This window comes from Saccharothrix luteola, from assembly GCF_020859565.1.
Lineage (GTDB): Bacteria > Actinomycetota > Actinomycetes > Mycobacteriales > Pseudonocardiaceae > Actinosynnema > Actinosynnema luteola.
Map to the genome: position 1 here is coordinate 15,958 of NZ_JAJHUO010000032.1, position 14,842 is coordinate 30,799.

At 70.9% G+C, this 14,842-nt stretch carries 18 protein-coding genes; 13 read left to right on the plus strand and 5 right to left on the minus strand.

Annotated elements, in window-relative coordinates; translation table 11 throughout:
* Window positions 1–7: 7 nt before the first annotated feature.
* The gene (locus tag LNK82_RS36720) at window positions 8–1,231 is read left to right on the plus strand and encodes a serine hydrolase domain-containing protein (RefSeq protein ID WP_230569103.1); all 1,224 of its coding nucleotides are present in this window, start codon (window positions 8–10) and stop codon (window positions 1,229–1,231) included.
* 150 nt (window positions 1,232–1,381) lie between these two features.
* On the opposite strand, the gene LNK82_RS36725 is transcribed toward LNK82_RS36720, so the two are convergent.
* The gene (locus LNK82_RS36725; RefSeq protein WP_230569102.1) at window positions 1,382–1,858 is read right to left on the minus strand and encodes a S8 family serine peptidase; all 477 of its coding nucleotides are present in this window, start codon (window positions 1,856–1,858) and stop codon (window positions 1,382–1,384) included.
* 130 nt (window positions 1,859–1,988) lie between these two features.
* Between LNK82_RS36725 and LNK82_RS36730 the strand changes: the two genes are divergently transcribed.
* The gene (locus tag LNK82_RS36730) at window positions 1,989–3,890 is read left to right on the plus strand and encodes a S9 family peptidase (protein WP_230569101.1); all 1,902 of its coding nucleotides are present in this window, start codon (window positions 1,989–1,991) and stop codon (window positions 3,888–3,890) included.
* A gap of 33 nt (window positions 3,891–3,923) precedes the next feature.
* Here the strand turns inward: LNK82_RS36730 and LNK82_RS47975 are convergent, their stop codons facing one another.
* Together LNK82_RS47975 and LNK82_RS36735 are read right to left on the minus strand one after the other, a co-directional pair.
* Complete coding sequence (locus LNK82_RS47975) at window positions 3,924–4,286, minus strand: undecaprenyl diphosphate synthase family protein (RefSeq protein WP_308257254.1); 363 nt, start codon at window positions 4,284–4,286, stop codon at window positions 3,924–3,926.
* Window positions 4,192–4,749, minus strand: coding sequence for an undecaprenyl diphosphate synthase family protein (locus tag LNK82_RS36735; RefSeq protein ID WP_308257424.1), 558 nt, complete (start codon window positions 4,747–4,749; stop codon window positions 4,192–4,194). Before LNK82_RS36735 ends, LNK82_RS47975 begins: the two co-directional genes overlap by 95 nt.
* A gap of 63 nt (window positions 4,750–4,812) precedes the next feature.
* Here LNK82_RS36735 and LNK82_RS36740 point away from each other — a divergent pair, with 63 nt between their 5' ends.
* Window positions 4,813–5,766: a hypothetical protein gene (locus tag LNK82_RS36740; protein ID WP_230569100.1), complete on the plus strand. Its 954-nt coding sequence runs from the start codon at window positions 4,813–4,815 to the stop codon at window positions 5,764–5,766.
* A gap of 98 nt (window positions 5,767–5,864) precedes the next feature.
* On the opposite strand, the gene LNK82_RS47980 is transcribed toward LNK82_RS36740, so the two are convergent.
* On the minus strand, window positions 5,865–6,074 hold the full coding sequence (locus tag LNK82_RS47980) for an acyl carrier protein (protein WP_230569099.1): 210 nt from the start codon (window positions 6,072–6,074) through the stop codon (window positions 5,865–5,867).
* 287 nt (window positions 6,075–6,361) lie between these two features.
* On the opposite strand from LNK82_RS47980, the gene LNK82_RS36750 reads away from it, so the two are divergent.
* Both LNK82_RS36750 and LNK82_RS36755 read left to right on the plus strand, forming a co-directional pair.
* Window positions 6,362–7,063, plus strand: coding sequence for a hypothetical protein (locus LNK82_RS36750; RefSeq protein WP_230569098.1), 702 nt, complete (start codon window positions 6,362–6,364; stop codon window positions 7,061–7,063).
* 120 nt (window positions 7,064–7,183) lie between these two features.
* The gene (locus tag LNK82_RS36755; protein ID WP_230569097.1) at window positions 7,184–7,654 is read left to right on the plus strand and encodes a cupin domain-containing protein; all 471 of its coding nucleotides are present in this window, start codon (window positions 7,184–7,186) and stop codon (window positions 7,652–7,654) included.
* 62 nt (window positions 7,655–7,716) lie between these two features.
* Here LNK82_RS36755 and LNK82_RS36760 read toward each other — a convergent pair whose 3' ends face one another.
* On the minus strand, window positions 7,717–8,847 hold the full coding sequence (locus tag LNK82_RS36760) for a CapA family protein (RefSeq protein WP_308257253.1): 1,131 nt from the start codon (window positions 8,845–8,847) through the stop codon (window positions 7,717–7,719).
* 312 nt (window positions 8,848–9,159) lie between these two features.
* Between LNK82_RS36760 and LNK82_RS36765 the strand changes: the two genes are divergently transcribed.
* The 8 genes from LNK82_RS36765 to LNK82_RS47210 all read left to right on the plus strand — a co-directional run bounded on the left by LNK82_RS36765 (window position 9,160) and on the right by LNK82_RS47210 (window position 14,827).
* Window positions 9,160–9,369, plus strand: coding sequence for a hypothetical protein (locus tag LNK82_RS36765; protein ID WP_230569096.1), 210 nt, complete (start codon window positions 9,160–9,162; stop codon window positions 9,367–9,369).
* A 130-nt stretch (window positions 9,370–9,499) separates the two neighbouring features.
* On the plus strand, window positions 9,500–9,694 hold the full coding sequence (locus LNK82_RS36770) for a DUF1918 domain-containing protein (RefSeq protein WP_230569095.1): 195 nt from the start codon (window positions 9,500–9,502) through the stop codon (window positions 9,692–9,694).
* Window positions 9,695–10,211: 517 nt separating this feature from the next.
* Window positions 10,212–11,525 (plus strand): extracellular catalytic domain type 1 short-chain-length polyhydroxyalkanoate depolymerase, encoded by a 1,314-nt coding sequence (locus LNK82_RS36775; protein WP_230569094.1) that lies wholly within the window; start codon window positions 10,212–10,214, stop codon window positions 11,523–11,525.
* 127 nt (window positions 11,526–11,652) lie between these two features.
* The gene (locus LNK82_RS36780; RefSeq protein ID WP_230569093.1) at window positions 11,653–12,243 is read left to right on the plus strand and encodes a hypothetical protein; all 591 of its coding nucleotides are present in this window, start codon (window positions 11,653–11,655) and stop codon (window positions 12,241–12,243) included.
* Window positions 12,240–12,620, plus strand: coding sequence for a hypothetical protein (locus tag LNK82_RS36785; protein ID WP_230569092.1), 381 nt, complete (start codon window positions 12,240–12,242; stop codon window positions 12,618–12,620). Before LNK82_RS36780 ends, LNK82_RS36785 begins: the two co-directional genes overlap by 4 nt.
* A 6-nt stretch (window positions 12,621–12,626) precedes the next feature.
* Window positions 12,627–13,418: a PrsW family glutamic-type intramembrane protease gene (locus LNK82_RS36790; protein ID WP_268996905.1), complete on the plus strand. Its 792-nt coding sequence runs from the start codon at window positions 12,627–12,629 to the stop codon at window positions 13,416–13,418.
* Between the two features lie 228 nt (window positions 13,419–13,646).
* Window positions 13,647–14,693, plus strand: coding sequence for a TerC/Alx family metal homeostasis membrane protein (locus LNK82_RS36795; RefSeq protein ID WP_268996904.1), 1,047 nt, complete (start codon window positions 13,647–13,649; stop codon window positions 14,691–14,693).
* 2 nt (window positions 14,694–14,695) lie between these two features.
* Window positions 14,696–14,827, plus strand: a complete 132-nt coding sequence (locus tag LNK82_RS47210; protein WP_268996870.1) for a hypothetical protein — start codon at window positions 14,696–14,698, stop codon at window positions 14,825–14,827.
* The last annotated feature ends 15 nt before the right edge of the window (window positions 14,828–14,842 follow it).

Consider the following 14,842-nt stretch of genomic DNA (forward strand, 5'->3'; position numbering starts at 1 on the left):
AATCACCATGAACACCACCTACGAGCAGGTCGAGCAGGGCTGGGGCAAGGTCGCCGACGTCTTCCGCGCGAACTTCGCGGACGGCGGCGAGGTCGGAGCGGCGTGCACCGTCTACGTCGGCGGACGACCGGTGGTCGACCTGCGCGACGGCCTGGCCGACCGCGAGACCAACCGCCCGTGGACCGGGGACACGATCGTCCAGGTCGCGTCCACCACGAAGGGCGCCGCCGCCATCTGCGCCCACATGCTGGTCCAACGCGGCGAGCTGGACCTCGACGCCCCGGTGACCAGGTACTGGCCGGAGTTCGGCGCGAACGGCAAGGCCGACATCCCGGTCCGCTGGCTGCTCTCGCACCAGGTCGGCCTGCCGATCGTGGACGGGCCGCTGACGTTCGAGCAGGCGTGCGCCTGGGACCCGGTCATCCGCGCGCTCGAAGCGCAGGCGCCGCTGTGGCAGCCGGGCACCGAGCACGTCTACCACAGCATGACCTACGGGTTCCTCGTCGGCGAGGTCGTCCGCCGGGTCACCGGCAAGTCACTCGGCACGTACTTCGCCGACGAGGTCGCCGCCCCGCTCGGCCTCGACGCCTGGATCGGGCTGCCCGAGGAGCACGAGGACCGCGTCGCCACCCTCCACTACGCCGCACCGTTCAGCGTGGAGGAACTGCTCGCCGGGATGATCGCCACGACCGGGCTGGACGCCGACACGGTCACCGCCTGGGTCCAGGCCGTCTGGGGCGCGGACTCGGTCCAGGCCCGCGCCGGCGAGGTCGGCGGCGCCTTCGACAACACCTCCGCCTACTTCACCACCCGTGCTTGGCGCGCCGCCGAGTTCCCGGCCGCGAACATGGTCGCCGACGCGCACTCGATCGCCCGCATGTACGCGGCCACGGTCAGCGACGTCGACGGCGTGCGGCTGCTCGACCCGGCGACCGTCGAGCGGGCGACGGAGGTCCAGACCGGCGGGACCCGCATGCACGGCCTGCCCGCGGGCCTGGAGATCCCGGCCGACCGCTCCTTCAACATGTCCCTCGGTTTCTGGCGGTCCTGCCCGCCGATGCCGATGCTCGGCCCGGGGTCGTTCGGCCACCCCGGCTCCGGCGGGTCGATCGGCTTCGCCGACCCGGACGCCGGTGTCGGCTTCGCCTACGTCACCAACCTGTGGAACTTCCGCCCCGACGACCCGCGCGCGGCCGACCTGGCCAAGGCCGTCCGCGACTGCCTCCGGTGACGCCGAGGCGGTGAGATCACCAGACGGCTCCCACCGGCGACGGCCTCCGCGGGTGCGCAGACCATGCGGAGGCCGTCTCCCAGGTGGCGACAGCGCCGGCCGCGACCGGTCACGAGCCGGCCGGTCACGACCGGTTCGGGTCGAACCCGCTCACCTGACCCGGACCGTCGTGATCGGGGAGTCGCACCCGATGAACGCCGTCGACCCGGCGTGGACCCACCGGTACTCGGTGGTGGAGTCGCTGCGGCCACCGGCGTCGAGCACCTTGACCGGCATCGCGCGGGCGGTCCAGGCCGCACCGGCGATACCGATCCCGTTGCCGGTGTTCGCCGCGGCGATCCCGGCCGTCATCGTGCCGTGGCCGTGGTCGTCCGAGTCGGCGCCGGCCGCGATCTCCACGCCGGTCAGGGCGTTGTAGCCGGTGACCGTCACACCTCGCAGATCGTCGTGCAGCCCGTTGACGCCGGTGTCCAGCACCGCGGCCACCTGACCGGTCGAGCCTTTGTTGACGTCCCAAGCCTGTCCCAGCCGAACCGTGTCCGAACAGGACAGTTGGTGGCTCGCGAAGAACGGGTCTCCGGGCGTGGCCGTGGTACGCCGCTCGTAGTCGAGCGAAACCTCGGCCACCGCCGGGTCCTGCCGCAGCTCGCGCAGCAGGTCCTGGGCGTCCCCTTCGCCGACCGCTGCCTTGTCGGGTCGCTGCGATCCCGGAAAGCGCTCCGGCTCGGCGTCCGCGAGAGGGCGGCAGACTGATCACATGACGGATCTGACCGCCGAACACGTGGTTGATGGTCGCGCACCGCAGACCCCAGCCCTTGCCCCGAACGGGAAGCTGCTCTGCTACGTCCTCGCTCCCACCAGCCGGACCGGTGACCACCTCGACACCGAACTCCGGCTCGTCGACACCGACGGCGCCGCCGCGTCGCGCCGGGCGACCACCGACACCGCAACGGAGTCCCGACCACGCTGGTCCGCGGACTCGGGCACGGTGTTCTTCCGGTCCGACCGCGCGGACCGCGGCACCTCGCAGGTGCACCGGCTCACCCTCGCCTCCGGCGCGGTGACCGCGGTGACCCACTGGCGCGCCGGCATCATCGACCACCTGCCGCTCGCGGACCCCGACCTGGTCGCCCTGCTCGCCCAGGACGAACCCACCGAACAGGACATGCGCCGCGCCCGGGACCGCGACGACGCCGTTGTGGTCGGCGAACGCGAACCGCGGGCCCGACTGCGCCTGCTCGACCTGCACACCGGCCAGGTCACGACGCCGGCTGTGTTCGGCGACCGGCACGTCGTGGAACTGCGGCAACGACCCGACGGCGGCCCGCTCGCCGTGCTCACCCAGGCCGGCAGCGACCACGACTACGGCCCTCGCACCGGCCGCCTGCACCTGTTCGACCCCACGACCGGGGCCACCGTGGACCTCGGCGCGGTCGGGGCGGACGCACGGTCGCTGGCCTGGTGGCCTGGCGAGGACGGCTGGCACCTGGGCTACCTCGCCCTCACCCCGCCGTCGCTGCAAGCCGGCACCGCCGTGTTCGACCTGGCCGTGGACAGCCGCGTCCTGCGCAACCGGACGTCCGGCCTCCCGATGTGCCCCACCGAACTGCACCAGACCGATACCGCTCCACTGGTCGTGTTCGCCGACGGCCTGAACACGACCCTGGCCCGGCTCGAGCCGACCGGTCCCACGACCTTGTCGCAGCACCCCGGCCGCCTCGACGACCTCACCACCACACCCGCCGGCGAGCAGATCGGGGCTCTGACCGGCACCCGGTACGAGCCCGCCAACGTCCACGTCGGGCCACCGACCGGGCCGCTGCGAAAGATCACCGACACCCGTCCGGAACTGAACGGCACCGCTCTGGGGACCCAACGACCGCTGGCCTACCGCGCCGCCGACGGCCTCGACCTCGACGGCCTGCTCGTGCTGCCAGTCGGGAGAACCGCCTCGGACGGCCCGTTCCCGCTCGTCACGATCGTGCACGGAGGCCCGTACGACCGCTACGCCGATCGTCTCCAGCTGTTCTGGTTCCCCAGCGCGCAGTGGCTGGCCACCGCCGGCTACGCGGTGTTCCTGCCCAACCCGCGCGGGGGCCAGGGTCACGGCCACCGGTTCGCCCTCAGCGTGGCGGGCCGGGTCGGGCAGGAGGAGTGGACCGACATCCTGACCGGCATCGACCTGCTCGTCACCGAGGGCGTCGCCGACCCGGATCGGCTGGGCATCGCCGGCGGGAGCCACGGCGGGTTCATGTCCGCCTGGGCCGTGGGCCAGACCGACCGGTTCCGCGCCGCGCTGGTCCTCGCCGGGGTCGTCGACTGGGGCATGCTCGCCGCGACCGGCGAGCACGGCCAGTTCGAAGCGGCGCTCGGCGGCAGCACGGGGTGGTCCGGCATCGGTCCGCATCCGCACGACGCCGTCAGTCCGATCTCCTTCGCCGGTCGCATTCGCACGCCGGTGCTCATCCTGCACGGCGCGGAGGACACCAACGTGCCCCTCGGCCAGTCCGTGTACCTCCACCGGGCGCTGCGCCACTTCGGCGTCGAGCACGAGTTCGTGATCTACCCGAGGGAGGGGCACTCGATCCGGGAACGCCACCACCAACTGGACGTCCTGCACCGGACCCGCACGTGGTTCGGCCGCTGGCTCCGGCCCTGACCGAGGGCGCGTGGCCCACCCCTCGCCGGCAGCTCACGGACGAGGTTTCGCACATCGTGAGGGGCGTGGCTGGGAACCCCGCCGCACCGCGTAAGAGCGCAATGCGCGCAGGAAGTCCACTTGCCGGAAAGCGGGCCAGTAGACGTCGCAGAAGTGCAACCGGGAATCGGCGGCCTGCCACAACAGGAAACCGGAGAGCCGGCGTTCGCCGCTGGTCCGGATGACGAGGTCGGGGTCCGGCCTGCCGGCGGGGTCGAGGTGGGCGGTGATGTCCTCGACGGTGAGCGTGGCGGCCAGTTCCTCAACGGTGACACGGCGTTCGGCGGCCTGGTCGAGCAGCGAGCGGACCGCGTCGACGATCTCCTCGCGGCCGTCGTAGCCGACCGCGACCGTCAAACTCCGAGTCGGTCGCACGCTCCAACGTCATGTCCCGCGCCCTCTTGAGCGCGTGCGCGGTCGAGTCGGGGAGGAGGTTGAGCCGCCCGGTCACGTTCAGGCGCCACCTCTCCGACCGCGCCACCACCCGGTCGACCACGACCCGTTCGACGACCTCCATCAGGAAGGCCGTCTCCTCCGAACCGCGCTTGCGCAGGTTGTCGCTCGACGCGACGAACACGGTCACATACCGGATGCCGAGGTCGGCGCACCACCCCAGGACGGTCTCCAGGTGCTCACCGCCGTGCAGGTGACCGATGCTGGGGTTCGCGTAACCCCGTTCGCGGGCCCAGCGACGATTCCCGTCCATGATGAGCGCGACGTGGCGGGGAAGCAGACCGCTCGCCACCTGACGGCGCAGCCGTCGAGCGTACAAAGACTCGACCAGTCCCACGGGGCGAAGGTACACCGGTCGAACCTGCATCCGCCGGGACCGTTCGGCGCGCGGGACCCAACCGGGCCCTTCCCACCTGGGATGATCTCGGTCATGAGCACCAACGCGGAACGCGACCGGGCGAGCCTTCGGCGGCGGGTGGAGGTGTTGACGCTGCCGGTCGTGCCGCTTCGACGGCACGGCTTCGTGAGGCCGGCGGACCCCACCGCGACGACGTGGGAGCCCGAGGCGGTGAGCGTGGGTCCCGACGGCACGGCCTTCGCCGTGTGGCCGTACCGCGACGGCGGCAAGCGGAAGCAGGTGACCTGGCACGTCGGCGGCCGGCGGAGGGTCGTCGGCGCGATCGAGGTGGAGACGGACCTGCGGGTGAGTTTCGTGCAGCCGCTGCCCGACGAGCGCGTTCTCCTGGCGGCTGCACGGGCCAAGCCCGGCGCGGTCAACGCGGAGGTGTGGACCAGCGGCGGCGAGCTTGAGCACAGCGGATACATCGGTGACGCCATCGAGGAGCTGCTGACCACGCCCGCGGGCAAGGTTTGGGTCGGGTACTTCGACGAAGCGATGGGCGGGAGTGGTCCGGAAGGGCACGGGCTCGCCCGCTTCAGGGACGATCTGACCACCGAGTGGCTCTACCCGTTCGATGCCGGTCTGCCCTACATCTCCGACTGCTACTCGCTCAACGTCGACGGTGAGACCGCCTACTTCTGCCCCTACAACAAGTTCCACATCCTGTCCGCCGTCGGCACCGCGGTGACCGATTGGGGACCCTCCCCGTACAGGTCGGCCCACCAGCTGCTGCGACGCGGTCCGGACCTCGCCCTCCTCCGCGGCTCGGGTCCCGAGTACGACGTCGCGACGCTGCTGCGGATCTGCCAGGACGGGGTACGTCAGCAAGGCGGGCGTTGCCGTCTGGTCCTGCCCGACGGCTTGGAGGCCCGCGGACTGCGTTACACCGGCAGAGGCGATGTGCTGCACGCCTTCCTCGGATCGACCTGGTACTCCATCGACTTGGACATGCTGAGCGCGGCAGCGAGCCAAGGCCGCGCATAACCGACCCACCCCGAAACGCACAGGAGACCTGCTCGGTGCCGCGAGTACCGGCGGCGGCCGGCGCGGGTGCGGCCACCGCTGGTCCCGGTGCGCGAGTGCTACCCCAACGACGAGTCGATGTGCCCGGCCAGTTCGGCGGGCGACGGGTGCGCCCATACCTCCGCGGGGGTCAGGGAGATGTCCAGGTCCACGTGGAGTCTGCGGGTGAGGGCGACGGCGAGCAGCGAGTCCAGCCCGAGATCGGTGAACTTCGCGTGCGCCGTGACGGCCGAGGGCTGGGTGCCGAGCAGTGCGGCGAGCGCGTGCACCACGGCCTCCGACCGCGAGCACCACCCCGGCGGCGTCGGAGCCGAGGGCGGGCGGACCCCGTCGCCCCGATGCCGGTACGCGGTGCCGCGCCCGCGCCGTAACGCCCTGCCCTCCGCTGCGACACCCCTTGTGCAGGGGTTCATCTCATCGAGGAGGTGGCGCGATGCCGTTCTCGCGCCGCACTGCCACCGCACTGGCCGTCGTGCTGATCGCTTCCGGTTGCCGACATTCGGATCCAGGGCCGACCACTACCGGCGACGCCCCTCCCACGACCTTCCCGGCGACCGTGACCGTGCCGACGGCGTCCACCGCGGGCCGCTATTGCGCCCCGATCCCGGTCCAGGCCCCCTGGTCGTTGTTCGTCACGGCGTGTCGGCGCCTGAACGGCGACGTCGAGGTCACCAACGGCTCCAAAGTGGTCCTGCTCGTCTCCGCACCGACCGCCCGGGTCACCGTCACGCAACCGGTGCACGACGACCTGGCCGGAGCGGTGAGAGCGGACCTGGCCCGCACGTCGTTGCCCGCGCCGGGCTGGACGCTGCTGCCCTCACTGGCGAAGGCCGAGGTGAGCACCACGCCCGCGAGCCCCTCGACGGGGGTCGAGATCTTCCTGGACCACGCCACGAGGGACACCTTCCAGGCGTACGCGACCGATCTGCTGGCCGAGTGGGTGCAGGACAAGCTCACCTGGCACGGGGTGAAACTGCGCGAGTCCCTCAAGTCCTGCGCACAAGCGGTCGAGTCGACGTGGACGCGGAACGAGGCGCAAGGACAGCCGCGGACCGCGATCCACCTGTTCCTCATCACCACCGCTCAGGCCGGCACCGCCTGCACCGGCTTCGTCAAGGACGTCGACGAGCTGACCAACAAGCACCTGCCGCCCCAGACGATCACGCAGGAGATGCTGGACGTGACCAAGCGCCTGCCCTCGACGGTCGTGGACGACGCGTTGGCCGGCCTGCGGCGTCTCGTGCTCGCCGTGCGCTGACGACCGACCTCGCGCCAGTGGTGTCGTGGACCACTTCGCAGTCCGACCCGGAACAGGCACGCGAACTTTCCTGTTCGAACAGGTAACTGGCTGACGTGCGGTCGGAGGAGGAGCGGTTCGATGAGCATGGTGCACCTGGCACAGCCCGGGGAACAGCAGCAACTGGAGTGGATCGGCGGCAGCACGTTCTCCGTCCTGCTCGACAGCGCGGCCACCGGCGGACAGCTCACGGTCGGCCGGTTCGCCGCCGAGAAGGGCGAAGCGCCACCGTTCCACCTGCACACCAGGGAAGACGAGATCTTCATGCTGATCTCCGGCACCGCGCTGGTGTGGTCGGGCGACGAGGACGCGGTCGAACTGGAGGAGGGCGGCATCATCTACCTGCCCCGCAACGTGCCCCACGGCTACCGCATCACCTCCGACCACGCCGACCTGCTGATGATCGCCACCCCCGGTGGCCTCGAAGGCATGTTCCGCATGGCCGGGCGGGACCTGTCCACCCCGAGGCCGGCAGGCTTCGAGCTGTCACCCGAGCTGATGGCCAAGGCGGCCGACGAGTTCGGCCAAGTCGTCCTCGGCCCACCGCGCTGAGCGCGTGAACGTCGCGACAGATCCGGTGCAACACTCTCTATTGTGGACAGTCGCCGACTCGGTCAGGAACGTCGGCCTGGCGGTTTCTGCTCGCTGATTTCCATGCGCAGGTCGAGCATGCCCTCTCGCAGGTCGACCCGTGACCCGAACGGGTGGCTGATTCGGTCGAGGACCGAACGCAGGTGGTCGGTGCCGGCACGGTCGGTGTGGTGGAGGCGCATCCGGTGGACGCGCATCGGGGCCATCCGCAGCCCGACCAGGTGGCCCGTGTCCGGCCGGACCGCGGCGAAGTACAGCAGGCGCAGGTCGTCGCGGTACTCCTCGTGGCCCGTGATGCCTTCGTAGTCGTTGATGAGGTCGCCGCAGCCGTACAGGATCAGCTTGCCGTGGTAGACCTCGATCGGGCGCGGGTGGTGAGAGGAGTGGCCGTGCACGATGTCCACCCCGCCGTCGACGAGAGCGTGCGCGAAGTCGACGTCCGAGTCGGGAACGTCGTAGCCCCAGTTGGATCCCCAGTGCAGCGAGGCCACGACGACGTCACCGGGACGCTTGATCAGGCACACGCGCGTGGTGACGTCGAGGGCCACGTCCTCGGACACGTCCGGTAGCAGGTTGACCCCGGCCCGGTTCCGGGTGGCAGCCCAACTGTGCGGGATTCCGCTGGATCCCGCCCCGAGCGAGAAGAAGACGACCCGGCTCCCGCGACCGGCGGGCAGGACTGCCGGGTGCTCCGCCTCGCTCGCGGTGCGTCCCGCGCCCGCCACCGCGATCCCGGCGCCGGTCAGCGCGTCGAGCGTGTCGACCAGTCCGCGCCGACCGAAGTCGAGCACGTGGTTGTTGGCCAGCGCGCAGGCGTCGGGTCGGGCCGCGGTCAGGCACGGCACGTTCCCCGGACTCATCCGGTAGTGCAACTGCTTGGCGACGTCCCTCTCGCCGTCACCCGTGACGCTGGTCTCCAGGTTGATCAACCGGACGTCCGGCGCCTCCCGGTCCAGCACGTGCAGGGCGTCTCCCCACGGCCACGCGAAGTCGACCGGGCGGGGGATCGGACCGTTCTCCTGCTCCGCCAACGCCACGTAGGTCCGCGCGTCCCGGACGTACGGCTCGTGCAGCCGTGGGTCGCCCGGGTGCGGCAGGATCTGGTCGACCCCGCGGCCGGTCATCACGTCACCGCACAGGAACACCGTCACCACCGGGTCGATGGTCCGCCCGGATCCGGGAGATCACCACTTCCGACGCCCGCTCGGCACCCGTGTGCACGGCCCCGGAAACGGGTAGCCGACCAAGCGTGCCGGAGAAGGCCGGGCGTCAGCCGGCCGAACGGAGGTGATCCGGCCATGCGACGACATCATCGGTTCGCCCTCGCGGCGACGGCCGCGGTCCTCACCGCGACGGCCTGCGGGGCGCCTCCTGCGGAAGACGTCCGACCACCCGTGCCACCTTCCGCACCCACCACCGCACCGACCTCCACGCCGACCCGGACTCCGACCCGTGACCGCGCCGACGTGACGGTGACCGGCGTCGTCCGGACCGGTGTGGAGGCCGGCTGCCTGGTGCTGGACGCCGACACCGAGGACTACCTGCTCCTCGGCGGCGACCGCGCCCTGCTGCGGCCCGGCCTCACGGTCCAGGTGCGCGGAACGCCCAAGCCGGGCATACCCACGACCTGCCAGCAGGGCGTTCCCCTCGAAGTGCACGAAGTCCGACCGCCCTGAGGCGGCGCACGCCTGCCCACCAGTCGCGTCACGGCAAGTGATCCCCGTTCGTGTCGCACATTCCCCCGGAGGCTCGAGACGGTCCGTTCAGGGGTGTCCCATGCTGGAAGCGGGCTGAGGAGGATGTGCCATGCGGGCAGGCGTCGGTGACGAGCTGGTGGTGCACGGCAAGGTCGTCGGGCAGCACGACCGCACCGCCGAGATCCTCGAAGTGCTGGGCAAGGACGGCGAGCCGCCCTACCGGGTGCGGTTCGAGGACGGGCACGAAACCGTCATCCTGCCCAGTCCCGACGCCGTCGTGCGCCACGTGAAGGGCGAAGCGTGAGACGGCGGCGCAGGCTTAGCCCGTGAGCTCGTCCAGCAGCATGGCGCTCATGCCGCCGTGCCCGTAGCCGGGCGACCCTTGGTGCGCGATGTCCGGCGGGGACGTCGGTGCGGCCCTGGTCGGTGGTTGTCGGGAATGGGCTGGTCACGGGTGGGTTCATCGCGTTTCCCGGACGAAGATGGGCTTGAGCAGCCGTCGGGGTAGCGCGTCGGGCAGGTCTGCCCGGGTCGAGGACGTGGGAGACGACCCGCGCGGGCCGCGGGACCACCTCGAATCCGAAATGGACTGTCCACAACCGACTCTCCTCGTTACGCGAATCGGCCGCCCCACGCTGCTCCACAGGGGTGAACCCGCTCGCAACCGACGCTAATGAGACGGGCAGAACGTTCCGGGTCTTGCCGGTTCGAACTGTTTCGCTCGATACTGCGTAACATTTCACCACCCCCGACACCGACGTCGGGAGGCGGGCAGCGCGCAGCGGACCCCGTCTCCTGCTCACCTGCGAGGAAACGGTCCGATGAACCTGAAGAAGTGGGTACCCGGCGCCATCCTGGCGGTCGCGGGGGCGATGGTCGCGGCGTTGGTGGCGTTCGCCGCACCGCAGGCGTCGGCCGCGAGCCTGACCCAGGTGACGAACTTCGGCACCAACCCGACCAACCTGCAGATGCACCTGTACGTGCCGGACCGGGTGGCGGCCAAACCCGGGATCCTGCTGGCGATCCACTACTGCGGCGGGTCCGGGCCGGGGTTCCACTCCCAGACCCAGTACGCGTCCCTGGCCGACCGGTACGGCTTCGTCGTGATCTACCCGACGGTGACCCGCAGCAGCAAGTGCTGGGACGTGTCCTCGGCGGCGGCGCTGCGCCGGGGCGGTGGCAGCGACCCGGTCGGGCTGATGGCGATGGTCGACTACGTCAAGCAGCGCCACAACGCCGACCCCGGCCGCATCTTCGCCACCGGCACCTCCTCCGGCGCGATGATGACCAACGTGCTGCTCGGCGTGTACCCCGACGTGTTCAACGCCGGCGCCTCGTTCGCGGGCGTGCCGTTCGCGTGCTTCGCCACCACCAACGGCTCGGAGTGGAACAGCCAGTGCTCCAGCGGCCAGTCGATCAAGACACCGCAGCAGTGGGGCGACCTGGTGCGCGCCGCCTACCCCGGCTACACCGGGCCCAGGCCGAGGATGCAGATCTGGCACGGGACCAACGACGACACCCTGCGCTACCCCAACTTCGGCGAACAGGTCAAGCAGTGGACCAACGTCCACGGCCTGAGCCAGACGCCGACGTTCACCGACACACCGCAGTCCGGCTACACCCGCACCCGCTACGGCAGCACCGGGGGCATGGCGCCGGTCGAGGCCATCAGCATGCAGGGCGTCACCCACAACATCCCCGTCGACGCGGCCCAGGTCATCCGCTTCTTCGGTCTCGACGGCACCCCGCCCACCAGCACGACTACGACTACGACGACCAGCACCACGACCACCACGACCACGACGCCGCAGCCCGGTGACGGGTGCCGGGTCGCCTACACCGTGAGCGCCTGGAACACCGGCCTGACCGCGTCGATCACCGTCACCAACACCGGCAGCACGGCGGTCAACGGCTGGAGCCTCGCCTTCACCCTCCCCGGCGGGCAGACCATCACCAGCGGCTGGAGCGCCACCTACGCGCCGACCACCGGCGCGGTGACCGCCCGCAACGTCTCGTACAACACCGCCATCGCGCCCGGCACGTCGGTGACCCTGGGCTTCCAGGCCAACCACACCGGCAACACCGGCGAACCGTCCTCGTTCACCCTCAACGGGGCGGCCTGCGCCGTCGCCTGAACCCCACGACGTTCGGGTTGACGGCGACCGGCCTCGGATCGGGCTCCGGCCTCTCGTCATGCGGGTGGCAGTCGCCCGTGCACATACTCGTCCGGGCTCGGATCGGCTCGACCGCGGAGGTGGCGGCGTGATCGGTACCGGAGGAGCGGGACTCCCCGACTTGCCCCGTCGCGAGCCGTACCGGACGTGGTGGGGGTCGTTGATCGTGGTCGCGGCGATCCTGGTGCTGGTCGGCACGCTGGTGCTGGTCGACGACCACACCTCGGGGGCCGAGCCGATCGCGCCGGGGACGACCATCGAGGTCGGCCAGGGGGTCACCTACGTGCCCGCGGACGGGTGGTCGCTCATCCGCGAGGGCACCACGCCGGGCAGCCGGTCGCAGGTGGCCGGGCAGGGCGCGACGTTCTCGGTGAACGTGGGCGAGTGGGACGGGACGGCCGCGGCGGAGGTCGAGCGGACCAAGCGGAGCATCACCGCCGACCGCTCGATCCGGCTGACCGGCGACGAGAGCTCGTTCCACTCCGCCGGCGGGCTGACCGGTGTCGCGCTGTCCTACGCCGGTCCGCACCTGCGGGGTCGGGCGTGGGTCGTGGTGGACGAGCGGGCCGACCTGTCGGTGGTCGCCTACGGTCCCAGCGCGGTGGAGACCTACCAGCGGACCGCCGGCCAGGTCGACGAGATGCTCGACAGCGTCCGGATGACGGGAGCACGCCCGTGACCCACGTCAGGCCCACCCCGGGCGTCCTGGCCCCGGTCGGTGTCGACAGCTTCTTCCAGCCCCGGCGCGTGGCGTTCTGGGTGATGGTGTTCTTCACCGCCAACGGCCTGTTCTTCGAAGCCACCCAGCTGCTCACCGCTTACCGCATCGTGCCCGTCGCGGTGCTGTTCGGCGTCGTGGTGTGGACCCTCTACACCATCCCGGTGCTGCTGTTCTTCCGGTCGCTGGACCTGTTCGAGCAGCATCCGCCGCTGGGCTACGTGCTGGCGTTCGCCTGGGGCGGCTTCGCCGCGACCTACCTCGCCGTCACCGCCAACGGCGCCGTCTTCTCGCTGGCGGCCAAGCTGGGCGGGCCGCAGTTCGGGGCCGACTGGTGAGCCGCCCTGGCCGGTCCGAGCGTCGAGGAGCCCCTCAAGTACTTCGGCGTGGTCCTGCTGGTGCTGGTGGCCCGCAACCAGTTCCCCACCGCGCTGTCCGTGGTCGCCGCCGGCGCGATGGTCGGCCTGGGCTTCCAGGTCCTGGAGGACCTGTCCTACTCGATCAACACCGCCATCGCGTTCCCGATCGACAACCAGTTCGCGCCCATCGGCGCCATGCTGGGCACCCGAGGGATCCTCAGCGGGATCTGGAGCCACGCGATGTACACGTCCATCTCGGCGTTCGGCATCGGCTACTTCCTGACCCGGCGGCACCGGCCGTTCGCCCGACGCCTGGCCGTGGCCGCGGCGGCGTTCGCGGTGGCGTGGTCGCTGCACTTCTTCTGGAACTCGCCGGCGTTCACCGACCTCGGGTTCGTCCCCGCGATGATCGTCAAGGCCGTCCCGGTCGCCGTCGTCGGCTACCTGATCTGGTGGCTCGCGGGCAAGGAGGAAGGTTCCTACCTGAAGGTGCTGGCCGACCACTTCGTCGCCGACGACCTCATCACGCCCGAGGAGCGCGCCGACCTGCCGTCCCTGCGACGCCGCCGCCACGCCCGCACGCAGCTGAAGAAGGCCCGGGGACGCCGGGCCGCCAAGGCGCTGCGCGAACTGCAACGCGAGCAGGTGCGCCTGGTCATGTACCACGGCCGCCACGGCGCCGGCGCCGAGCTCCTCGACCACGAGTACGCCGTGCACCGCGCCCGCGCCCGGCTCGACGCGCTGACGCACGGCGCGGACGGCCCTGGAGCGGCGTAGGACCGAGGTGGCGGGCCGGCCCGGACAGCCGTACCCGATCGAGCGATACCGTCCACCTTTACCGGGGCTTTACTCGCTGACCGTACGGGCTGATACTGAGCGTCGAGGGGAGTACTTCCCAAGCGCCTACCCGGTCAGTACGGACACCTCGGTCGATGTCCCCGGGAGGCCGCCCCGCCGGGGTGAAGGAGACCTCGAACACCGACTGTTCGGGGAGGTCCGGTGCCCCTGTCAGCAGCGGTTCCGCCGAGCCCGGCGCCGGATGTCGTCGGCTCACCGGGCCTGTGGTTGGTCAGCATCGCGGTCCTGGTGGCGCTGCTGCTCGCCGACTTCGCGGTCACCCACCGCCCGCACGAGGTCTCGATGCGGGAAGCCGTCGGCTGGTCGGCGTTCTACCTGTCCCTGCCGGTCGTGTTCGCGGCCTGGCTGTGGAGCGCCGCCGGCAGTGACCGCGCCCTGGAGTTCATGACGGGGTTCGTGGTCGAGAAATCCTTGTCGGTGGACAACCTGTTCGTGTTCATGCTGCTGCTCGCCGTCTTCGCCGTCCCCTCCGACGTGCAGCAGCGCGTCCTGCTCTTCGGCATCGTCGGCGCGTTGGTGCTGCGCGGCGTGTTCATCGCCGCCGGCGCGGCCATGCTGGCTGCCGGGACTTGGGCGTTCCTGGTGTTCGGGCTCATCCTGTTCGCCTCGGCGGTGAAGATCCTCCACGAGGCGCTCACCGGTAGCGTCGTCGTGCACGAGGTCTCCGGGATGCGGTCGGTCCGGCTGTTGCGGCGGCTGATGCCCGTCACCGACGACTACCGCGGCACCCGCCTCACGGTGCGCGAACACGGCCGACGCGCGCTCACGCCGCTGGCCGTCGTCGTGGTCGCCGTCTTCGCCACCGACATGGTCTTCGCCGTGGACTCCGTGCCCGCGGTCTACGGCATCACCGACGACCCCTACCTGGTGTTCGCCACGAACGCGTTCGCCCTGCTCGGCCTGCGCGCCCTGTACTTCGTGCTGCACACCGCCCTGGCCAAGCTCGTCCACCTCAACCACGGGCTGGCCGTCATCCTCGCGTTCATCGGGACGAAGCTCGTGCTGCACTGGGCGCACGGCATCTGGCCGGGCGTGCCCGAGATCCCCACCCCCGTGTCCCTGGCGGTGATCATCGGTGTGCTCGGGACCGTCGTCCTGACCAGCCTGCGCTCCCGACGCCGTGCCGAGCGCCACCACCGCGCCAAGCCCTCCGCTCACCAGCCGAGCGCGAAGGCCACCACACCACAGGACTGACCATGCTCTTCGAGTGGCTCTTCGACGTGCTCATCACCACCCTGATCACCGTGCTCGTCCTCGTCTCACTGGTGATCACGTGCGCCGCCCTGAACCCACCGCGCGGACCGCACCCGCCACCCCGGCCCCGCTGACCGCTCGCCGACGAG

Coding starts and splice junctions, on each gene's coding strand:
- LNK82_RS36735 (WP_308257424.1), bottom strand. CDS start 4,749: ATGCAGGTTCGACCGGTGTACCTTCGCCCCGTGGGACTGGTCGAGTCT.
- LNK82_RS36730 (WP_230569101.1), top strand. CDS start 1,989: ATGACGGATCTGACCGCCGAACACGTGGTTGATGGTCGCGCACCGCAG.
- LNK82_RS36755 (WP_230569097.1), top strand. CDS start 7,184: ATGAGCATGGTGCACCTGGCACAGCCCGGGGAACAGCAGCAACTGGAG.
- LNK82_RS47210 (WP_268996870.1), top strand. CDS start 14,696: ATGCTCTTCGAGTGGCTCTTCGACGTGCTCATCACCACCCTGATCACC.
- LNK82_RS36775 (WP_230569094.1), top strand. CDS start 10,212: ATGAACCTGAAGAAGTGGGTACCCGGCGCCATCCTGGCGGTCGCGGGG.
- LNK82_RS36770 (WP_230569095.1), top strand. CDS start 9,500: ATGCGGGCAGGCGTCGGTGACGAGCTGGTGGTGCACGGCAAGGTCGTC.
- LNK82_RS36740 (WP_230569100.1), top strand. CDS start 4,813: ATGAGCACCAACGCGGAACGCGACCGGGCGAGCCTTCGGCGGCGGGTG.
- LNK82_RS36720 (WP_230569103.1), top strand. CDS start 8: ATGAACACCACCTACGAGCAGGTCGAGCAGGGCTGGGGCAAGGTCGCC.